General features: G+C 48.4%; 17 protein-coding genes. 6 read left to right on the plus strand and 11 right to left on the minus strand.

Annotated features, from left to right (window positions below; translation table 11 throughout):
- Positions 1-47 precede the first annotated feature (47 nt).
- Entirely contained in the window at positions 48-1,685 is a 1,638-nt protein-coding gene (gene pgi / locus LVJ86_RS10760) for a glucose-6-phosphate isomerase (RefSeq protein ID WP_047761597.1), read from the plus strand.
- A 134-nt stretch (positions 1,686-1,819) separates the two neighbouring features.
- Here pgi and cyaY read toward each other — a convergent pair whose 3' ends face one another.
- Positions 1,820-2,143 (minus strand): iron donor protein CyaY, encoded by a 324-nt coding sequence (gene cyaY, locus LVJ86_RS10765; RefSeq protein WP_047761622.1) that lies wholly within the window; start codon positions 2,141-2,143, stop codon positions 1,820-1,822.
- 93 nt (positions 2,144-2,236) lie between these two features.
- Between cyaY and lptM the strand changes: the two genes are divergently transcribed.
- Both lptM and lysA read left to right on the plus strand, forming a co-directional pair.
- Positions 2,237-2,398 carry an LPS translocon maturation chaperone LptM gene (lptM, locus tag LVJ86_RS10770; protein WP_152667071.1) on the plus strand — a complete coding sequence of 54 codons (162 nt, stop codon included), beginning with the start codon at positions 2,237-2,239 and terminating at the stop codon, positions 2,396-2,398.
- Positions 2,399-2,404: 6 nt separating this feature from the next.
- A complete protein-coding gene (gene lysA / locus LVJ86_RS10775; RefSeq protein WP_047761596.1) occupies positions 2,405-3,637 on the plus strand; it encodes a diaminopimelate decarboxylase in 1,233 nt (410 codons plus the stop codon).
- Between the two features lie 106 nt (positions 3,638-3,743).
- Here lysA and mnmG read toward each other — a convergent pair whose 3' ends face one another.
- Entirely contained in the window at positions 3,744-5,630 is a 1,887-nt protein-coding gene (mnmG, locus tag LVJ86_RS10780; RefSeq protein ID WP_047761621.1) for a tRNA uridine-5-carboxymethylaminomethyl(34) synthesis enzyme MnmG, read from the minus strand.
- A gap of 230 nt (positions 5,631-5,860) precedes the next feature.
- Complete coding sequence (amgK, locus tag LVJ86_RS10785) at positions 5,861-6,865, minus strand: N-acetylmuramate/N-acetylglucosamine kinase AmgK (protein ID WP_047761595.1); 1,005 nt, start codon at positions 6,863-6,865, stop codon at positions 5,861-5,863.
- Positions 6,866-6,926: 61 nt separating this feature from the next.
- Here amgK and LVJ86_RS10790 point away from each other — a divergent pair, with 61 nt between their 5' ends.
- The 3 genes from LVJ86_RS10790 (at position 6,927) to LVJ86_RS11095 (ending at position 10,476) form a co-directional block, all read left to right on the plus strand.
- Entirely contained in the window at positions 6,927-9,257 is a 2,331-nt protein-coding gene (locus tag LVJ86_RS10790; protein WP_047761594.1) for an LPS-assembly protein LptD, read from the plus strand.
- A complete protein-coding gene (locus tag LVJ86_RS10795; RefSeq protein ID WP_047761593.1) occupies positions 9,254-10,222 on the plus strand; it encodes a peptidylprolyl isomerase in 969 nt (322 codons plus the stop codon). Before LVJ86_RS10790 ends, LVJ86_RS10795 begins: the two co-directional genes overlap by 4 nt.
- Positions 10,223-10,341: 119 nt before the next feature.
- A complete protein-coding gene (locus LVJ86_RS11095; protein WP_414629266.1) occupies positions 10,342-10,476 on the plus strand; it encodes a hypothetical protein in 135 nt (44 codons plus the stop codon).
- A gap of 321 nt (positions 10,477-10,797) precedes the next feature.
- On the opposite strand, the gene cas2 is transcribed toward LVJ86_RS11095, so the two are convergent.
- The 8 genes from cas2 to cas5c form a co-directional block, all read right to left on the minus strand.
- Entirely contained in the window at positions 10,798-11,091 is a 294-nt protein-coding gene (cas2, locus tag LVJ86_RS10800) for a CRISPR-associated endonuclease Cas2 (RefSeq protein ID WP_047761592.1), read from the minus strand.
- A gap of 33 nt (positions 11,092-11,124) precedes the next feature.
- On the minus strand, positions 11,125-12,138 hold the full coding sequence (gene cas1c / locus LVJ86_RS10805; protein WP_047761591.1) for a type I-C CRISPR-associated endonuclease Cas1c: 1,014 nt from the start codon (positions 12,136-12,138) through the stop codon (positions 11,125-11,127).
- An 83-nt stretch (positions 12,139-12,221) separates the two neighbouring features.
- Positions 12,222-13,907, minus strand: a complete 1,686-nt coding sequence (locus LVJ86_RS10810; RefSeq protein WP_047761590.1) for an AlwI family type II restriction endonuclease — start codon at positions 13,905-13,907, stop codon at positions 12,222-12,224.
- Positions 13,891-14,757, minus strand: a complete 867-nt coding sequence (locus LVJ86_RS10815) for a DNA adenine methylase (protein WP_152667070.1) — start codon at positions 14,755-14,757, stop codon at positions 13,891-13,893. Before LVJ86_RS10815 ends, LVJ86_RS10810 begins: the two co-directional genes overlap by 17 nt.
- An 86-nt stretch (positions 14,758-14,843) precedes the next feature.
- The gene (gene cas4, locus LVJ86_RS10820) at positions 14,844-15,452 is read right to left on the minus strand and encodes a CRISPR-associated protein Cas4 (RefSeq protein ID WP_047761619.1); all 609 of its coding nucleotides are present in this window, start codon (positions 15,450-15,452) and stop codon (positions 14,844-14,846) included.
- 56 nt (positions 15,453-15,508) lie between these two features.
- Complete coding sequence (gene cas7c / locus LVJ86_RS10825; protein ID WP_047761589.1) at positions 15,509-16,372, minus strand: type I-C CRISPR-associated protein Cas7/Csd2; 864 nt, start codon at positions 16,370-16,372, stop codon at positions 15,509-15,511.
- 2 nt (positions 16,373-16,374) lie between these two features.
- Positions 16,375-18,165 carry a type I-C CRISPR-associated protein Cas8c/Csd1 gene (cas8c, locus tag LVJ86_RS10830; protein ID WP_047761588.1) on the minus strand — a complete coding sequence of 597 codons (1,791 nt, stop codon included), beginning with the start codon at positions 18,163-18,165 and terminating at the stop codon, positions 16,375-16,377.
- Positions 18,162-18,839: a type I-C CRISPR-associated protein Cas5c gene (gene cas5c / locus LVJ86_RS10835; RefSeq protein ID WP_047761618.1), complete on the minus strand. Its 678-nt coding sequence runs from the start codon at positions 18,837-18,839 to the stop codon at positions 18,162-18,164. The genes cas8c and cas5c overlap by 4 nt, the downstream gene beginning before the upstream one ends.
- Positions 18,840-18,914: the final 75 nt, after the last annotated feature.

Consider the following 18,914-nt stretch of genomic DNA (forward strand, 5'->3'; position numbering starts at 1 on the left):
TTTAAATTTAAAGCCGGACAATTATTCAAGGATTTCGGAGCGACTGAATGGATATTACCGCCACTTCGGCATGGCAATTACTGCAGGAAAAATGGCAACAGACAGCCGCCATGCATATGCGCCAGCAATTTGAAAGCGAACCGCAACGTTTTGCCGACATGCACATCGCACTGCCGGGCATGATGCTGGATTTCAGCAAGAACCGGATAGACGGCGAAACAATTGATTTATTGTGCCGCTTAGCCGCAGAAGCCGGCCTGCCCGAAAAAACCCGAACCATGCGTAGCGGCGAAAAAATTAATGTTAGCGAAAACCGTGCCGTATTACATACCGCTTTGCGGCTGCCCACCGACGCCGCACCGGTGTATGTGGACGGAGAAAACGTCGTCCCCCTGCTGCATCGCGAGCTAGAGCGGGCATTGGCATTCGCCGACAGCTTACTGGATGGCCGCTTTACCGGCGCGACCGGCAAGCGCATTACAGATTTTGTCCACATCGGCATCGGCGGCTCCGATTTAGGGCCGCAAGTTGCGGTTCAGGCACTGCACCCCTACTGCCGCAATATCCGGGTACATTTTGTTTCCAATTCGGATGATGCCAACATTGCCCAAGTTTTAGGCCGTCTGAATGCGGAAACCACTGTTTTTTGTATCGCCAGCAAATCATTCGGCACACCCGAAACCCTATTGAACGCTCATGCCGCACGCGACTGGTTCCGTACCCAAGGACACTCCGAAGCAGATGTCGCCCGCCATTTCGTCGCCATTTCGAGCGAAGTGGCCGCCGCACACCAATTCGGCATTGAGGCAGACAAAGTGTTTGCCATGTTCGACTGGGTAGGCGGGCGTTATTCGGTATGGTCGGCCATCGGCTTGCCTTTGATGGTCGCTATCGGTAGCGAAGCATTCCGCAGTTTCTTAAGCGGAGGACATGCTATGGACGAACACTTCTTCAACACCCCTTACCGCCGTAATATGCCTGTAATAATGGCTATGCTGGGTGTTTGGTACAACAATTTTTATCATGCCGGCGGACATACCGTTGTCCCTTATAGCCATAATTTGCGCCGCTTTCCCGCCTACCTGCAACAACTGGATATGGAAAGCAACGGCAAAAGCCGCAAAATTAACGGCGAACCCGTAGACTGCGATACCGGCCCGCTGATTTTCGGCGAAGAAGGCGTCAACTGCCAACATGCCTATTTCCAACTATTGCACCAAGGCACGCGCTTGGTACCGGCCGACTTTATCGTTCCGATGAGCAGCCCTTACCGTATCGGCAGACAGCACCGTTTTACCGTTGCCAATGCCTTTGCCCAAGCCGAAGCCCTGATGCGCGGTAAAACCTTAGACGAAGCCCTGCTTGAATTGGCCTCATTACCGGCTGCCGAACGCGAAATGTTGGCACCGCAAAAAGTGTTTCCCGGCAACCGCCCGAGCAACATGATTCTGGTTGACGATTTGAACCCTTACACCCTCGGTATGCTGATTGCCCTTTACGAACATAAGGTCTTTGTGCAGGGCGTTATATGGGGCATCAACTCATTTGACCAATGGGGCGTGGAGTACGGCAAAGTCTTAGCCAAAGCGATTGAGCCGGAATTGTCAGGCGAGCCGTGCGGCAAACATGACAGTTCTACTAACGGTCTGATCGATTATTACCGCCGCTGTCATCAGAGCGACTGATTTTGCCGTACCATCAATATTTGTTCTGACACTAAAAACCAAAACCGCTGTTTCCGATTAAGTGAAACAGCGGTTTTGGTTTTCAAAATTAAAGCGTTTCGAGGCCGTCTGAAAACAACGGCAAACGGCAGCAGCTACATAGCGGCAATTTCTACCGCCTCGCCGCAAGCCGTACTCAAAACCTGATTCAATACGGCAAAAAATTCGCTACCGTCTCGCATAGCCAGCCATTGGCCGTTTTGGTTTGAAAAATGATAGCCGCCGCTTTTGGCTGCAATCCATAACTCTTGGTTGGGCGTGTGGCGGTTGATAATGATTTGGGTACCGTCTTCGGCTTCTATCGTCAGCACATTACCCGACAATTGGCAGTCGAACGCCCAGCCGCCGGCATCGATTTCGTCTTCAATGTGGTTAAACAACGCATCGGAATGCTGTAAAAATTCACTTTCGGTCATCATGGCTTTGTGTATCGCTGCATTTTTGTTTAAGATACTCAATCTTGCCATATTACGCGCGCCCGGGCAAACCCCGGCCGTCTGAAAGAAAAGATGATGAAAACCCTTACCCCAATCTTGGCTGCCGCGCTGCTGTTGAGCGGCTGTGGCTACAAAGGTGATTTGTATCTGCCTAAAGAAGACGATAAAGCACGTTTTGGCGTCGTACAAACCGGCCTTCAGTTTCAAGCTAAAGAGCCCACCACCCAACCGGAATAAACCATAATGTCTGAAGTACTTTCCTGCGAACAACGCTCTCTTGCCGAATTGGCCGACACCTTCGGCACCCCACTCTATGTTTACAGCCAAGCAGCCTTGGATACCGCTTATCAAAGCTACGCCAGCGCATTTTCAAAATTAAAACCACTGGTGTGCTATGCGGTAAAGGCTAACGGCAATCTGAGTATTCTGAAACATTTGGCAGCAATGGGCAGCGGTTTTGATATTGTTTCCGGTGGTGAACTAGCAAGAGTGCTGGCTGCCGGCGGTAGTGCCGGGAAAACTATTTTTTCAGGGGTAGGCAAAAGCGAAGCCGAAATCGAGTTTGCCCTGAACGAAGGTATTTTATGCTTTAACGTGGAATCGCTGCCCGAACTTGACCGCATCAATACGGTGGCGTCCCGCTTGGGTAAAACCGCTCCGATCTCCCTGCGTATCAACCCCGATGTAGATGCAAAAACCCATCCCTATATTTCTACCGGCCTGAAAGCGAACAAATTCGGCATTGCCTATGCCGACGCCCTGGCAGCCTACCGCCATGCCGCTTCGTTAAGCCACCTGAAAATTGTCGGAATCGACTGCCACATCGGTTCCCAGCTGACGGATTTAAGCCCTTTGGTAGAAGCCTGCGAGCGCATTATGCTGCTGGTAGATAAATTGGCGGCAGAAGGCATCGAGCTGGAACATATCGATTTGGGCGGCGGTGTCGGTATTACCTATCTTGATGAAAAAACACCCGACCTGAACGCATATGCCGATGCAGTTGCCAAATTATGGGCAGGCAGGCCGCAAAAGCTGGTATTGGAACCCGGCCGCAGCTTGGTCGGAAATGCCGGTACGCTGCTTACCCGCGTAGAATTTATCAAGCACGGCGAAGAGAAAAATTTCATTATTGTCGATGCGGCAATGAACGATTTGATGCGTCCCGCACTCTACAATGCCTATCACCATATCGAAGTCGTTGCATCAGATAATACCGCCCCGATCGTTGCCGATGTGGTCGGCCCCATTTGCGAAACGGGCGACTTTATTGCGAAAGAGCGCACGCTTGCCTGCAATCCCGGTGATGTTTTGGCCATTCGTAGTGCAGGTGCTTATGCCTCAAGCATGGCCAGCAACTACAACTCGCGCAACCGTGCCGCCGAAGTACTGGTAAACGGCCAAGAAGCTGTTTTGGTGCGTCGCCGCGAAACATACGAACAACAGCTTGAAAACGAGCTTGCCTGTTTAAACCGTTAAAACCTACCTATATCGTCTTCAGGTTAAATGTAAAGGCCGTCTGAAAATAATATTCAGACGGCCTTATTTTGAATACGGCAATGATAATATTTATCTGCCGATTTTTTTATTTGGCATCTTTAAAACCGCGCTTCAAATGCACCATCAACAAAGCGATGGCCGCCGGCGTAATACCGGAAATACGCCCCGCCTGCCCGATGGTTTCAGGACGGTGAAGGTTGAGTTTTTGCTGTACTTCGGCGGAAAGTCCCTGCACTTTACCATAATCGATATCGGCCGGCAGCTTGAGGGTTTCAAGGTCTTTTCTGCTATCGATTTCTTCATTTTGACGATCAATATAACCTTGATATTTCACTTGGATTTCCACCTGCTCGGCAACCTCTGCCGGCAACTCTTGCTCGGGAGCGGCCCCTTGCAAAGTCATCAATTCGGTATAGCTGATGTTCGGACGACGCAATAAATCGTGCAAATTAGCCTCGCGCGACAGCTTTTGGCCGAACACACGCTGCTGCTCGCTTTCGGGCAGTTTGGCCGGTGTATACCAACTGGTTTTCAAACGCTGGATTTCACGCTCGATTTGCTCTCGTTTTTGTTCGAAAGCCTGCCATTGGGTGGGAGTAACCAGACCGATTTTATAACCGTCTTCGGTTAGGCGCATATCGGCATTGTCTTCGCGCAACTGCAAACGATACTCTGCACGGCTGGTAAACATACGGTAAGGTTCGTTTACACCTTTGGTAATCAGATCGTCCACCAATACGCCAAGGTAAGCTTGTTCGCGGCGCAAAATCAGCGGCTCCTGCCCGCGCACAAACTGCACGGCATTGGCTCCGGCCAGCAACCCCTGTGCGGCAGCTTCTTCGTAACCCGTAGTACCGTTGATTTGTCCGGCGAAGAAAAGTCCCTCAATGGTTTTGGTTTCCAAGCTGGCCTTAAGGTTGCGCGGATCGAAATAGTCGTACTCGATGGCATAACCGGGGCGTAGGATATGGGCGTTTTCCAAGCCTTTCATGGAGCGCACCAGCGCAAGCTGGATATCGAAAGGCAAACTGGTCGAAATACCGTTGGGATAATATTCGTGGGTGCTCAATCCCTCCGGCTCAAGGAAAATCTGGTGGCTTTCCTTATCTGCGAACCGGTTGATTTTATCTTCGATAGAAGGGCAATAACGCGGGCCGACCCCTTCGATTTTGCCGGTGAACATAGGGCTGCGGTCGAAGCCGGAACGGATGATATCGTGTGTCTGCGCGTTGGTGTGGGTAATCCAGCAGGATACTTGCTGCGGGTGCATGGCGGCATTGCCGCGAACGGAAAAAACAGGTACGGGCGTATCGCCGGGCTGCTCGGTCAGTTGGGAAAAATCAATGGTACGCCCGTCGATACGCGGCGGCGTACCGGTTTTCAAACGGCTTTGCGGCAGCTTCAATTCTTTCAGACGGCCCGACAAACCTACCGCGGCAGGGTCACCCGCACGCCCTCCGGCATAGTTTTCCAAACCGATGTGGATTTTCCCGGCTAAGAAAGTACCCGCGGTCAACACAACGGCGCGGGCTTTGAATTCGACACCCATAGCGGTAACAACACCGCTGATACGGTCGCCTTCGAGGGTAATATCGTCTACCTGCTGTTGGAACAATTCGAGATTTTCTTGATTTTCAAGCATGTGGCGGATAGCCGCCTTGTAAAGTATACGGTCGGCCTGCGCACGGGTGGCGCGCACGGCAGCTCCTTTACTGGCATTGAGACGGCGAAACTGAATACCGCTCATATCGGTAGCCAACGCCATCGCTCCGCCCAAAGCATCCAATTCGCGTACCAAATGTCCTTTACCGATACCGCCGATAGACGGATTGCACGACATTTGACCCAGAGTTTCGATATTGTGTGTGAGCAGCAGCGTTTGCGCACCCATACGGGCGGCGGCAAGTGCCGCTTCGGTACCGGCGTGCCCGCCGCCGACTACGATTACATCGTATTGTTTGGGGTAAATCATCATTTTTATATCATTAACCTGCATGTGTTGAGGATAGCGGTAAAAATACCTTTCAGCACCGCGCTCCGAAAAATAGCCTGAATTGTACGCTGATTCGTATATCGATACAACGTGCCTTCCGTATCAGAAGCTATTGAGTTATTTAAATAAAGTTTCAAGGCCGTCTGAAAATTCAGACGGCCTTGAAATCAAAAAAAGGGCTCGGAATCAGATTAAACCTTCATTTAATACTAAAACGTATACCCCGTTTCCAATTCGTCATCCCCCACCAACTCAACCAACAACGCATACAGCGGTGCCAAATCATTGTAACGGCGCGAAGTGCGGCGCAGGTAGTTAAGGAAACGCGGAATTTCAGGACGGTATTTTTCTTTGCCGTCACGGTAATACAAACGGGCAAAAATACCGGCTACTTTCAGATGGCGTTGCACGCCCATCCATTCGAACCAACGGTAAAACTCGTCAAAATCAGCAGGAACCGGCAAGCCGGCAGCACGGGCTTTTTCCCAATATCGGATAACCAAATCCAGCACAAACTCTTCTTCCCACTCAATGAAGGCATCCCGTAAAAGAGACACGAGGTCGTAAGTAATCGGGCCGTAAAGCGCATCTTGGAAATCAAGCACACCGGGGCGTCCGTTGGTCAGCATCAGATTACGGACGATATAGTCGCGGTGTACGTAAACCTGAGGTTGGGCCAACAAAGGCGGCAATAAGGTATTCTCCACCTGCTGCCATAATTGGCGTTGTTTGAAATTCAACGGCTTACCCAGCTCTTTGGCAACAAACCATTCGGGAAAGAGATTGATTTCACGCAACATGACTTCCCGATCATATTCAGGCAACACACCCGGCCGGCTGGCTTTTTGCAAAACCACCAATTCTTCGATCGCTTCCAACAACAAAGCCTTGTGGGCGATTTCCCGGCTGTCGTGTTGCATAGCGGCAAGAAAAGTCGTATTGCCCAAATCATTGAGCGCCATAAAGCCTTGCTCTTCATCCACCGCCAGAACTTGCGGCACATTTACCATGTCGAACAATTTTTGTACTTTTAAATAAGGGGCAACGCTCATTTTATCGGGCGGAGCATCCATACAGATAATGCTGCGGCCGTCTGAAAAAACAGCGCGGAAATAGCGGCGGAAGTCGGCATCGGCGGCGGCAAAGCTTAATTCGAACGGTTGCGCCGGGAAAATGCTTTCCAGCCATTTTTTTAATTCGGTTTGTCGTTGCATGATGGTTTTCAGGTTAAAATAAATGCTATTTTAACTGGCAAAACCGATTTAAGGTGATACTTTGGCTCGTTTATTTTCATTAAAACCTTTGGTACTGGCTTTAGGCGTGGCCTTTTCTGCAACTGCGTACGGCCAAAATACAGAGGAACTGTCACTGGGCAACACTTGCTTGAGCTGTACGCCCGAAAAAGCCGCCTCAACAGCTGCCGCCGCTGCGGAACCTGCGGTCAAAACCAGTGGTGCAGAGCCCCTGGCGGCCGACTATACCCGTATCACCGCCGATGAAGTACAAGGTCAAACGCAGGTATCCGTTCGGGCGCAAGGCGATGTGATTATCGAGCGCAACAACCAAATCTTAAATGCCCCGTGGGTAGAGTACGACCAGCAACGTGAAATCATTCGGGCCGGCGATACTTTTACACTGCAACAAAACGGCTCGGTAGTGAGTGGCCGGCAAATCGAATACAACTTGGCAGAAGGCACAGGCAAAGCTGATCATGCCCGCCTGTCAAGCGAACACGAAGGCCGACGCCTGCAAAGTGTTAGTGAGAGTGCCGAATTATTAGGCAACGGTCGTTACAAATTAACCAATACCAAATTCAACACCTGCGAACCCGGCGATGCAAGCTGGTATATCCGCGCCAACAGCATTGAAGCCGATACCGCATCGGGTATCGGGGTTGCCAAACACGCTTCTTTGGTTTTCGGCGGCGTTCCCGTACTTTATACGCCTTGGGCGGATTTCCCGCTCAATGGCAACCGCAAAAGCGGCCTACTCGTACCTACCTTAAAAATCGGTTCGGACGGCGTAGAGCTGGAAACACCCTATTACCTCAACCTCGCGCCGAATTATGATGCGACGGTTACCCCCGGCATCATATCCAACCGCGGCGTGCAGCTGGGCGGCCAGTTCCGCTACCTGCAACCTACTTACTCAGGCGTGGCAGAAGGCAAATGGATGCCCGCCGACAAACGGAGCGAATACAACAACCGCTACCATGTCCGCTGGAACCACCAACAGCAGTTTGGCAGCGCACTTTCAGGCGGCATCAGCTACAATCAAGTTTCCGATGACGACTATTACCGTGATTTTTACGGCCGTGCCGATATCGCCAATAACGTCAATCTCAACCGCCAAGCTTGGTTAAACCTCAACACTAAAGTTTTGGGGGGCAACCTCAGCAGCTACGCCACCGTACAAAAATACCAAACATTAGCCAATGCCAACGGCTATAAAGACGAACCGTATGCCATCATGCCGCGCCTTTCCACCCGCTGGCAACGCAATTTCGATCATGCCCAAGCTAATATTTTCGGACAATTTACCCGCTTCGACCACGACAGCAAGCAAGCGGGCAGCCGTATTGTTGCCTATCCGGGCGTAAAATGGGATTTCCACAACCAATGGGGCTACATTCGCCCCAAAGTCGGGCTGCACGCCACCTACTACAATTTGGACAGCTTCGAAAACAAAACCGGACGTACCACCAGCCGTGTTTTACCAATCATGAATGTTGATGCCGGCATGACGTTTGAACGCAAGGCCAACCTCTTTGGCAACAACTACCTTCAAACACTCGAACCGCGCGTGTTCTACAACTACATTCCGACCAAAGCCCAAAACGACCTGCCTAATTTCGACAGCTCGGAAAACAGCTTCAATTACGAACAACTTTTCCGTGAAAACCTCTATTCCGGCAACGACCGTATCAACGCCGCCAATAGCATTTCCACGGCCGTACAAACCCGGATTTTAAATCCCCAAAACGGAGCAGAGCTTTTCAGAGCGGGTGTCGGTCAAAAATTCTACATTACCAATGACAACGTATTGCTCGACGGCAGTATCAGCAACTACCGGCGCAACCGCTCAGACTGGGTAGCCTTCGCCCACGGCAACCTAACCGACAGCATACGTCTGGATACCGATATCCACTATAACCAAAACCAAGACAAAGTCGACAACTTTGCTGCAGGCATCCGCTACAATCCCGAACCAGGCAAAGTATTAAGCGCCCGCTACAAATACGGCCGCAACGAAAAAATCTATCTGCAAGACGACGGCCAATATTTCTACGACAAACTGCAACAAGTCGACTTAGCCGCACAATGGCCGCTACGTTCAAACCTATATGCCGTTGCCCGCTTCAATTACGCCTTAAAAGTCAACAAGCCTTTGGAACAACTGATCGGCTTGGAGTACAAAAGTAATTGCGGCTGCTGGAGTGCCAGTGTCGTAGCACAACACTATGTAACCGGCCTCAACAGCAGCAAAAATGCCGTATTCTTCAACCTTCAATTAAAAGATTTAAGCAATATCGGCAATAATCCCTTCGAACAACTGCGTCTGGCGATTCCCGGATACAGCAAAACCAACGAGGTAAACACAAAATGAAATTCAAATCCCTGATTATCGCCGCCGCACTCGGCCTATCCCTCGGCACCGTTCATGCAGCCGATATCAAAATGGTTGACGGCATCGCCGCCGTAGTCGACAACAGCGTCATCACCTACCGAGACCTCAACCAAGCCCTAGCCACCGCCCGCACAGCCATGCCCAAAGGCAACAGCATCACCGAAGAAGAGCTCCGCCGCCAAGTATTAGGGCAGCTAATTAACCAATCCTTAATCGTACAAGCAGGTAAACGCCGCAATATCAACGCAACAGAAACTGAAATCGACGAAGCGCTGGCCCAAACCGCCCAAGCACGCAAAACCACCGTCGACCAACTCTATACCCAGGCCGCACGCGACGGCCTCAGCCGTAGCGCCCTGCGCCGCAACGTGGCAGACAGCCTGATTACCCAAAAAGTGCAGCAGCAAGCCATTATGCAGAACGCACGGGTAAGCGAAGCCGAAATCGATGCCTTTCTCAACCATGCCCGCGAACAAAACATCACGCTACCCGAAGGCGAACCGGTACGCCAATACCACGCCCGCCATATTCTGATTAAAGCTGACGGCACTAATCAGGCCGCCAATGCCGCCGCCGAAGCAGAGATCCGCAAAATTGCCGCACAAGCCCGCAGCGGCAGCGACTTTTCCGCACTGGCACGCGCCCACTCGCAAGACGGCAGTGCGCCTAACGGCGGCGATTTAGGCTGGTTTACCGACGGCGTGATGGTTCCCGAGTTTGAGCACGCCGTACAACGCCTGCGCCGCGGCCAAGTAAGCCAACCGGTACGCAGCCAATTCGGCTGGCACGTTATCAAACTGGAAGATGTGCGTGACGCAGGTACTCCCGAAGAACGCCGCCGCAATGCCGTACGCCAATACCTTTCCGACCAAAAAGCCCAACGTGCAACAACTGATCTGCTACAACAACTTCATTCGAGTGCATTTATCGACATCCGTAATTGATATAGCTAAAAGCAATAGTAATTGCCATATACTGATTTAAATAACAAAAAAGGCCGTCTGAAAATATTTTCAGACGGCCTGAATGTTTACAGTTCTGAGCAAGGTACACAGCCCTGAGAATGAGTACAGAACAGGGGCATACACCCAAGAAGTTTCAACACACAGCCACCCGAAGGTGGCTGATTGCAGGCTTGGGCGACGTAGTTGCCCTGAAAGCGGTTTCAACACACAGCCACCCGAAGGTGGCTGATTAGCACTTGTGCTAATAACGATAGTTTATCCCGATGTTTCAACACACAGCCACCCGAAGGTGGCTGACTAAGGCGGGCGATAATCACGAAGACGACACACATGTTTCAACACACAGCCACCCGAAGGTGGCTGAAGCCTGTCTGGAAAAGCTGAACTACTAAGGCTCAACAAATCTTACTTCGCTAATCATCATCCATAAAGGCCTAGGCGGTGATCCGCCCGAAGAAATTCTAACACAAAATGAAAATAATCTTTTGATTGTTAAAGAACTCTTTAAAATCGCTAACCTAACGGCTTTTTTATGAGAACTAATAGTTAGCGATTTAAATAATCAAAGTATCTTGGAAAATATCCACTGCAGCCTTTGCACCATGATGTTCGACTTTTCGACGCCATTTACTGCCCAAATGATAAAACCGCAAACTGTCGGTATCGGGGTTATAAGTAGAGAGAAGCTTGGCTTTCAATTTCACCCATTGGTCGGGTGTAATATCGCATTCAAATACCGAATATTGCACCCGCACACCATAATCCAAACAATGTTTGGCAATTCGCCGCAAGCGGGCGGCGCCATCCGCGTCAGCGAGCGATACATCATAAGTAATCAGCATTAACACAACACGTTGTCTCCCCCTACATTATATGAACGTTCACCGCATTAAAAACGGCGGATATTGAGCCAAATCACCGCGCAAATGCCGCGCTAGCAACATGGACTGAATATGCGGTAGTAAGCCGATTGCCACTTCTTCCTGCAAAAACGGATGCACAATCTTTTCTTGCTTTTTCGCCTGCAAAGTTTGAAACAGCAGCTTGCGGGCTTCGGGTTTGATATTCACCGCACCACCGGCTTCGGTCACAAAATCCTGCGGCTTAATCTGTCCGCGGTTAATCAGGCTTAAAACCAATCTATCTGCCCACCATGCGCGAAACTCCTCCAAAATATCCTGCGCCAAACTGTCTCGACCCGGGCGATCGGCGTGCAGAAAGCCCACTTGCGGATCCAACCCCACACCTTGCAGCGCGCCGCTGATATCCTTGCCCAAAATACTGTACACAAACGACAGTAGCGCATTCACCCCGTCACGCGGTGGGCGACGGTTGCGTCCATCGAAGGCAAAACCACTCTTCTCCTTAAGCAAATGCCCGAACACGCCGAAATAACGCGCCGCCGCATCGCCCTCTATCCCGCGGATTAGTTCCAAACTTTCCGCCCGTTTCAACTGCTGCAAACTAAAATTCAGCGCCGACACTGCTGCTTGCACCTCAGTCTGTTCACCATGATTGCGCAAGCGCCGCTGCAACACCCGTTTACTGGCTTGGATTTTCACCGCAATAATGTGCCGTGCAATCGGCACCGGATTGCACTCCGACAGCCGATATTGCGCCCTCCGCAGCAACACATTACCACTCTGCCGCCCCTGCAACCGCCCCAAAAAACGTCCGTTTTCGGTAAAAAACGCCATATTGACATTATTTTCACCGCAAAACCCCATCAAAAACGGGGACACCAGCACATTACCGAAACAGAAAATATGCCCGATGGAATGCACCGGCAACTGCGCCACCTTTTTGCGCTCCTGCTCCACCACCAGCGTTTCCCGCTCCTTATGCAGATAACTACCCTGCGTGGTGATATACAGCGTGTTTTGCAGCTTACGCATGGTTGAAATTCTCCTTTGAACCAACCGCACTTTGGATGCTGCCTGAAAAATGTGATTTGGCTTTCAAATAGTATTTATATATTCTAAATCCATTGTAAAATACTGGCTTGAAGATGCTTAAACCAAATATCCTCATCTTCTGCTTCTTGATTGTATAACCATTGTTGATTCAACCAATTCTCTAAAATAGAAACTCTTGAAAAATTTTTCATAATTCCAACCTGAATAAATTTGATGAAATCATTTAAATTCATTGGAATAATTTTAGTTTTACCACCGTATCGCTTCGTGTTCATTCTATTTAAATTGAAAAAGAATGCTTTTGTAGAATCTGATATTTTGGGTGCAATAAAAAAACAATATGCTTTATTATGCTGTAATTTTTTAACTAAATCACCATAATGTCTAGCAACGGATGAACCTTCCATATTAAACTGTGTCTCGCCACGAGACATCGTTACTTCAACAATGCATGAAAAATCTCCATAATTAATTTCAATATCCGGTTTGTTTCCCGGGGCCGTATTAAGCGGCATACCATCTAAGTCAAAAATAAAATTCCCATGAATTTCTTTAGTATGATTTAAAGCTGCAAAAGCACGCCAAACATTCCACTCTAGAAATAAAGGTGCATCCGGAACTTCTTTGGCAGTAATTTTATCGAACATCTGATAAATATCGATTAAATCATCCGATTCATGTTTCTTTAATTTAATAATATTATCTTTTACAAGATGATTTTTTTGTTCAATTTGTAATAAAGATAACATTTCCTTTAATTCGTTTGTATCTTTGTCTTCCAAATTTGTCTGCTTAACCGATAAGTTTTTTATCTTATTGATCAATTGCTCTTTATTATCTGAAAGCAAATACAATGAATCAGGATCAAATAAATAATTTTGGAATAATTCCACGCTATCAAAATGAATTGAATTTCTATCAACATTTTCCAAAATAAATTTCACATCATTTATCTTAGATGGAGAAATTTTAATCCTCATTGTCTTAGAATCAATTGTGACCAATTCGGTAGCTCGAATATATCTAAAAAAAGCATCTGCATAATCTCGCATATTACTTTCTTTTGTCTTTATGAACTTTTCAAAAGTAGAATCACTACTTTCTCGTGTATAGAATTGATTATTGATAATCTCATGATGAAAAACTTCTTTTATTTCCATAGAAAATGTTTCCGAAACAAAAGATCGCCAACTTGTCTCTTTAGTTTTCCTACGCTCTCTGAAAGAAATAATTTTATTTTTAACAATATCAAATTTATTAAAGCTTGTTAGTTGCAAGAAAAATAAGGCTATTTCCAACTTAGAGATAGAACCTAGTTCATCAATAAGACGCAATAACTCTAAATAAGGTTTAACATTAAATTCAATAATATTAGATTGAGTATGATAAGGTGATGGCAATTGGAATTTTAATAACTGTTTAGTGAAAACTTCATCCAACCTTTTTTTCGATATAAGCTGCTCACCAGCTTTAGTCAAATGAATACTTGGCTCTAACTGAATGAAACCTAATGCTTTAGGTGCACGAGTAATCCTATCTCTAGCAGCTAAAGCAGGATCAGACGGTTTCTTCTCCCCTTCATAAAAATCAGATGAAAACAAAGCATCGAAGAATTCGATCTGCGTTTGAGTATTCCATTTTTTTCCGCTAAATTTTTTGCTTAATAAGATTAATTCTGGGATAATTTTTTCCAATGTCCTCGGTGAGGTAAAACCAAAAAGATGTTTACTTTTAGATAGCGAAGCCATTCCAATTTCTCACTAAAATATGTTTAGATTCTGATTTAAATCGATTTCTTATATTTACAGCATAAGATTTTTCGTATTCGTGAATGATATGCGAGGCATATAACTTCTCTGTTAATGATGTCTTACCAATAACCATTAATGCAGGAGTATGCAAATTTTTAAAATCTTCTGCCAATTTCCGATGCATTTTTTCCGAAAATCCATCATTCATTTCTATATTTCCATAATCATTAAAAACACAGTCATATGGTGGATCTAAAAATATAAAATCATTAGAATTAGCCTTATTGAAAATTTCATAATAATCTAAATTATAAATTTCTGTATTTTTTAATAGCTCGATATGATTGTCCGTGATTAATCGGGTATTAAAATTTTTATACCTTCCATAAGGCACATTGAATTTCCCTTGCGCATTGTAGCGTATCATTCCCGAATAAGATGTTTTATTAATAAAATAATAAATAGTTGCTGGATTATATTCCAATAATAAATCTCCATTGAACATTTCTCTTATTCTATAATAGAGAGCTTCATTGTCATCATTTACTCTTAATTCAGGTGTTATTTTCTTTAAACTATCAAACTTAGCTCTATTATTCTCATAAACATGCTGTAGTTCCTCTAATTCTTTTCGTACTTGCCGAGGATATAACTGAAGATTTTTATAAAAAGAAATTAGATTTTCATTAATATCATTAATGATAGAACCTTCTTTTTCCAGTTCAAAGAACATTGCTCCACCTCCCAAAAAAGGCTCAATATATCTACCTGTAAAATTAGGAATAAATGGCAAAATTTCGGATAATTCTTTTGATTTTCCACCACGGTATTTTAAAATTGGCTTCATATAAACTATAATCTGTTCGCAAAGGATAAACTGTAATTAATTATAGCCTTTTTGATTTTGAAAAAAAACATCAAAGGAAAACTCCCTCACTCCCCAAACAATCCAGCCACATACTCCACTGACCTATCCCGCTCCAACAACTTCGGCTGGCAAACATCCACCAACGAACAGGCTTTGCAGTGTTTGCCGTACACCGGCGGAGGGGTTTGCCCGCTTACCAAGAGTTCACGCACTTGGGCGATAACGGCCAGCGTTTGCGCTCTAAGGCCGTCTGAAAACACCACCGGCACACGATGGCGGGTTTGCATATACCACAGCGCGCCCTCGGCGACGGTTTGCCCAGTCATATCTTCCAAACACAGCGCTTGGGCGCAAAGCTGGATTTCGTCCATGGGTTCAGGTTTGGGCTTGCCGCGTTTGTATTCGACAGGTTTCAGGCAACCTGTATGTAGGTCGTGCTCGACCATATCGATAATGCCGCTAATACCTAAGTTTTCTGCTGCTACATGCACGCTGCGTTCAAAACGAACGCCTTTGCGGGTTTCCGGTTCACCACTATCTACCCGCTCATGCAAAGCCTGACCTTGGGCAGTGAGATAGTTTTCTGCCCACACCTGCTCGTTGTGAATTAACGCGCATTGTCGCGGGCAGAAAGCGTAGTGTTGCAGGGCGGAGAGGGAAACGGTGGGGAACATCCATTCCCCTGCACCTGTAAGCGGTCGGTTTACTACAAAATTTTGCAAATCGGGCATTACAGCCATTCTTCCACGCTCACGCCGCTCAGTCCGTCTGAATCGATGCGGATTTGATAGTCGGCAAAACCCGATGCCGGCGTGCCGCTTTCACCGTTGACGCGCTCAACTTTGACGGCATCAAACAGTTTGTGTGCGGGCAAGCTGCCCAGTGCGGTATCGTGTTTGAATACAATGAGTTTACGCGCCGCCATTTCGCCGCGGGCGGCGGAGCGGTCGTGCTCGAACATCAGTTGCAGGGCTTGCCAGAGTTTGGTTAAATCATCATCGGAAAAGCCGGTTTTGGCGGCAAGATTGGCAGAGATAAAGCCGTGAACACGGTAAAGAGCATAGGGAACAATGTATTTACGCCCCATGGTGCGCTCTTTTTCAAGGTCTTTTTCGTTGGTTACCGCCATACGGGTGATGGACACTTCCAGCGGAATAATTGGGTCAATTGATTGGGCAAACGCCAGTTGCACGGGGCCGCGTACTTGGCCGCTGTTGACTTCAGTGGTCATCACGGCGCCGAAGGTGCGGATATCGAAGAAATTTTTGCACATCCATGCGGTGATGTCGCGGGCTTTGGCTTCGTCTTTGGGTAATTTTTTGGCTTCGGATTCGATACCCAAGGCTTCATAGGCGCGTTTGTTTTGCAGATTCAACACGCCTTTGTCTTTCACATAGATTTCATATCCCGGCTGGTTTTCATTAGCGAGTTCGACAAAATTGCGGATTTTGCGCTTCAGGCACACGTCGGTAACCAAGCCCTTGCTGGATTCGGGATCTAAGCGCGGCATATTGCCGGCGTCGGGGTCGCCGTTGGGGTTGCCGTTGGTTACATCAAAAAAGTAAACGAATTCATAGCGGTTTTGGATGAACATGTTTATTCTCCTTCATGTGTTTGGGTAACTGCGGGGTCTTTTTTGGCGAAGTAGCTTTGCTTTTGCTGGTAATAGCCGATGGCAAAACGACCTTGTTCGTCGATACTCAAATGGCGCGGGAAAGTTTCAGGCAACATGGCGATAATCTCGCCCAAATCTTTGTCGAGATTGACCGCCATACCGGCTTTGTCTTTACGTAGGCGCGATAAGTGGTGTTTGGCGCCCGACAACAGACGCGGAAAAACGGAAAACGGCACGGCGGATGCGGAGCCGTAATAGCGGTCGGCAATGCCCGCATTCAATTCACCCAACGCCTGATACTGGATCCGCTCAAGCACGGCAAACAGCCGCCCGAGCAAATAAGCCTGATTTCGGCTTTCGGTGTTCAAACTCATGGGAACCTCCTCGTGAATAAAACCTTTTCTGAAACGCCGTTGCAACACGGCTTTAATCATGGCAACACGCAAACCGTTGGCATCACCGTCGGCGCGGATACGGGCAATCAACTGCGCCAGCAGACTCATCGGATACAGCGTGCCGCCGATTACAGCACGCATCATCTCGCCTGCCAAAACGGGGGAAATATTTTCGCTTTTGCCCAACACGGCCGTCTGAAGCAGCAAACGCCACACCGACGGGGCGGTTTTCCATGGTTGCGGTTCCATCGCCAAATCCTGCCAATGCCGCGCTAGGTTCACTGCCAATTGCCCGAACGTGGTATCCAACCAAAAGCGGATGGAAATACGCGCCGCATTCGGCGCCAACCCCAAAATATAAAAGCGGGTATCGGGCGACAGATCGGGCGCGATTTCCTGCGAAGGGCGGCCTTTGGCGATTTGCTCTAAAATATCGAATACTTTTTGGCTTTGCTGCTCGTCATCGGGCGGGGTCATGATGTCGGCAAAGAAATCTTCGGCCGCGGCGGCGGTTTCGCTGTCGGCGGCTTCTGCCCAAAACACCGTGCTGGCATCGCCGATGGTGAGGCAATGGCCGTTTTCGCGGCGCAGCAGATAGTTCAGTGCGGTGGTATAGGCAAAGGCGGATACTTCCGACACTGGCGCATTCGCCCCCTGCTCTTTGCCAAACGAAGCAAAGGATTCTTTATTGAACGAAATAATCGAACCGCCCGAACTCTGCCCGCCGAACACGCCCTTAATCGCCGGATGCAGCCGCGCAATCGGCGCTTCTTCGCCGCTGATCAGGCATAAACCCTGCTCGGCTTCGTCGCTTTTCAGACGGCCCGCCCATAGCGTTTGCGCCGCTTCACGCTTGTGAATCAAGGCGGAAGGTTTATCCAAAGCAAACACCACATTGGCATCCAAAGTTGCAGACAGACATGGATAATCGACAAATTGCGCGGGCTGCCAGTGTTGCAAAAAGCGGCGGACTGCCTGCAAACCTTCATCTTGTTCGTGTTGCAACACATCCAAATGATATTGCCGGAAGGCTTCAAAGGTTTTTTCAGACGGCACCACAGGTTCGGCTTTCGCCTGCACCTTGTCTTTATTGGCTTCCACACCCAAGGCATAAGCCGTTTTGTCCCATAGGAAAAATGGTTTAGGCGTTGTTCCGGGGCGCTTGAAAGATTGCGGTACGCTCATCAGTTTCGGCTGCTGTTTTTTATCCGCCGTGAAATTCGGCACCGCATCTTGTAGACGGCCTTCTTTATCCAACACCAAAATCCAGCCGATTTTTTCCTCGCTAAAGCCGTAAGGCGGTACTTTTGGATTGCCAACATCATCGTTTTGCGTTGCCAAGCGGCGGTAATAACGCGCCAGTGAGGCCAAAATCATGCTTTCACCTCCTCGGCGTAAAACGGCGGCACTTCGATTACCCCGTTTTTCATTTCCGCGCGGAAAAATTTCGGCAGATTGCCGTGGTCAAAATCAATATCGTGCAGCATCCAACCCAAATCGCGGTTGGCATCACTTTCAGACAGGCTGGTTTCGGGGAAAACACCGTCATTGTCCACCCAAGCAAAATGTGCCGGAAACTCACGCACGCCCATGCACGGCTGCTGAAAACACTGCCCTTTTGATGCCCGCCGCTTAAACATTTCAATATGCTTGGTGATCGTATCGTCCGCGCCTGCTTTGGCCGTGAGTACCGCATGGGCTTCAATCACATAGCCCACATCTTTCAACACCGTTGCCGCACGCTGCTGGCGGTCGTCGTCAATCAACGTGTACAACCCCTCCACGCTCTTGCGCCGCATCGCCCCACTGACCTTACTCTCCGAAATCTTGCCGCCCAACTCATTGCGACGCACCGATTCAAAACGGATCGGCTTTAACACATAAATGCGGTCAATCACCCAGCGGATCGCCGGCTTCCAATGCACCGCCGCCAAAATCCCCCTCGCGGCAGAAGGTGTGATGACATCATAAGACACCCGTTCCACCTTCATTTCCGGACGGGTAAAGCAGGCGTAATCGCCCCAAATGTGTAGGCGGATTTTGTTTGGCATAGATTCTCCGTTTTTTAATTTTTCTGCTGATTTTTGGTTTTCAGACGGCATACAAGCGGTCAGATTTTCCTGAAA

Origin of the sequence: Neisseria arctica, from assembly GCF_022870905.1 — a bacterium.
Taxonomy (GTDB): Bacteria; Pseudomonadota; Gammaproteobacteria; order Burkholderiales; family Neisseriaceae; genus Neisseria; species Neisseria arctica.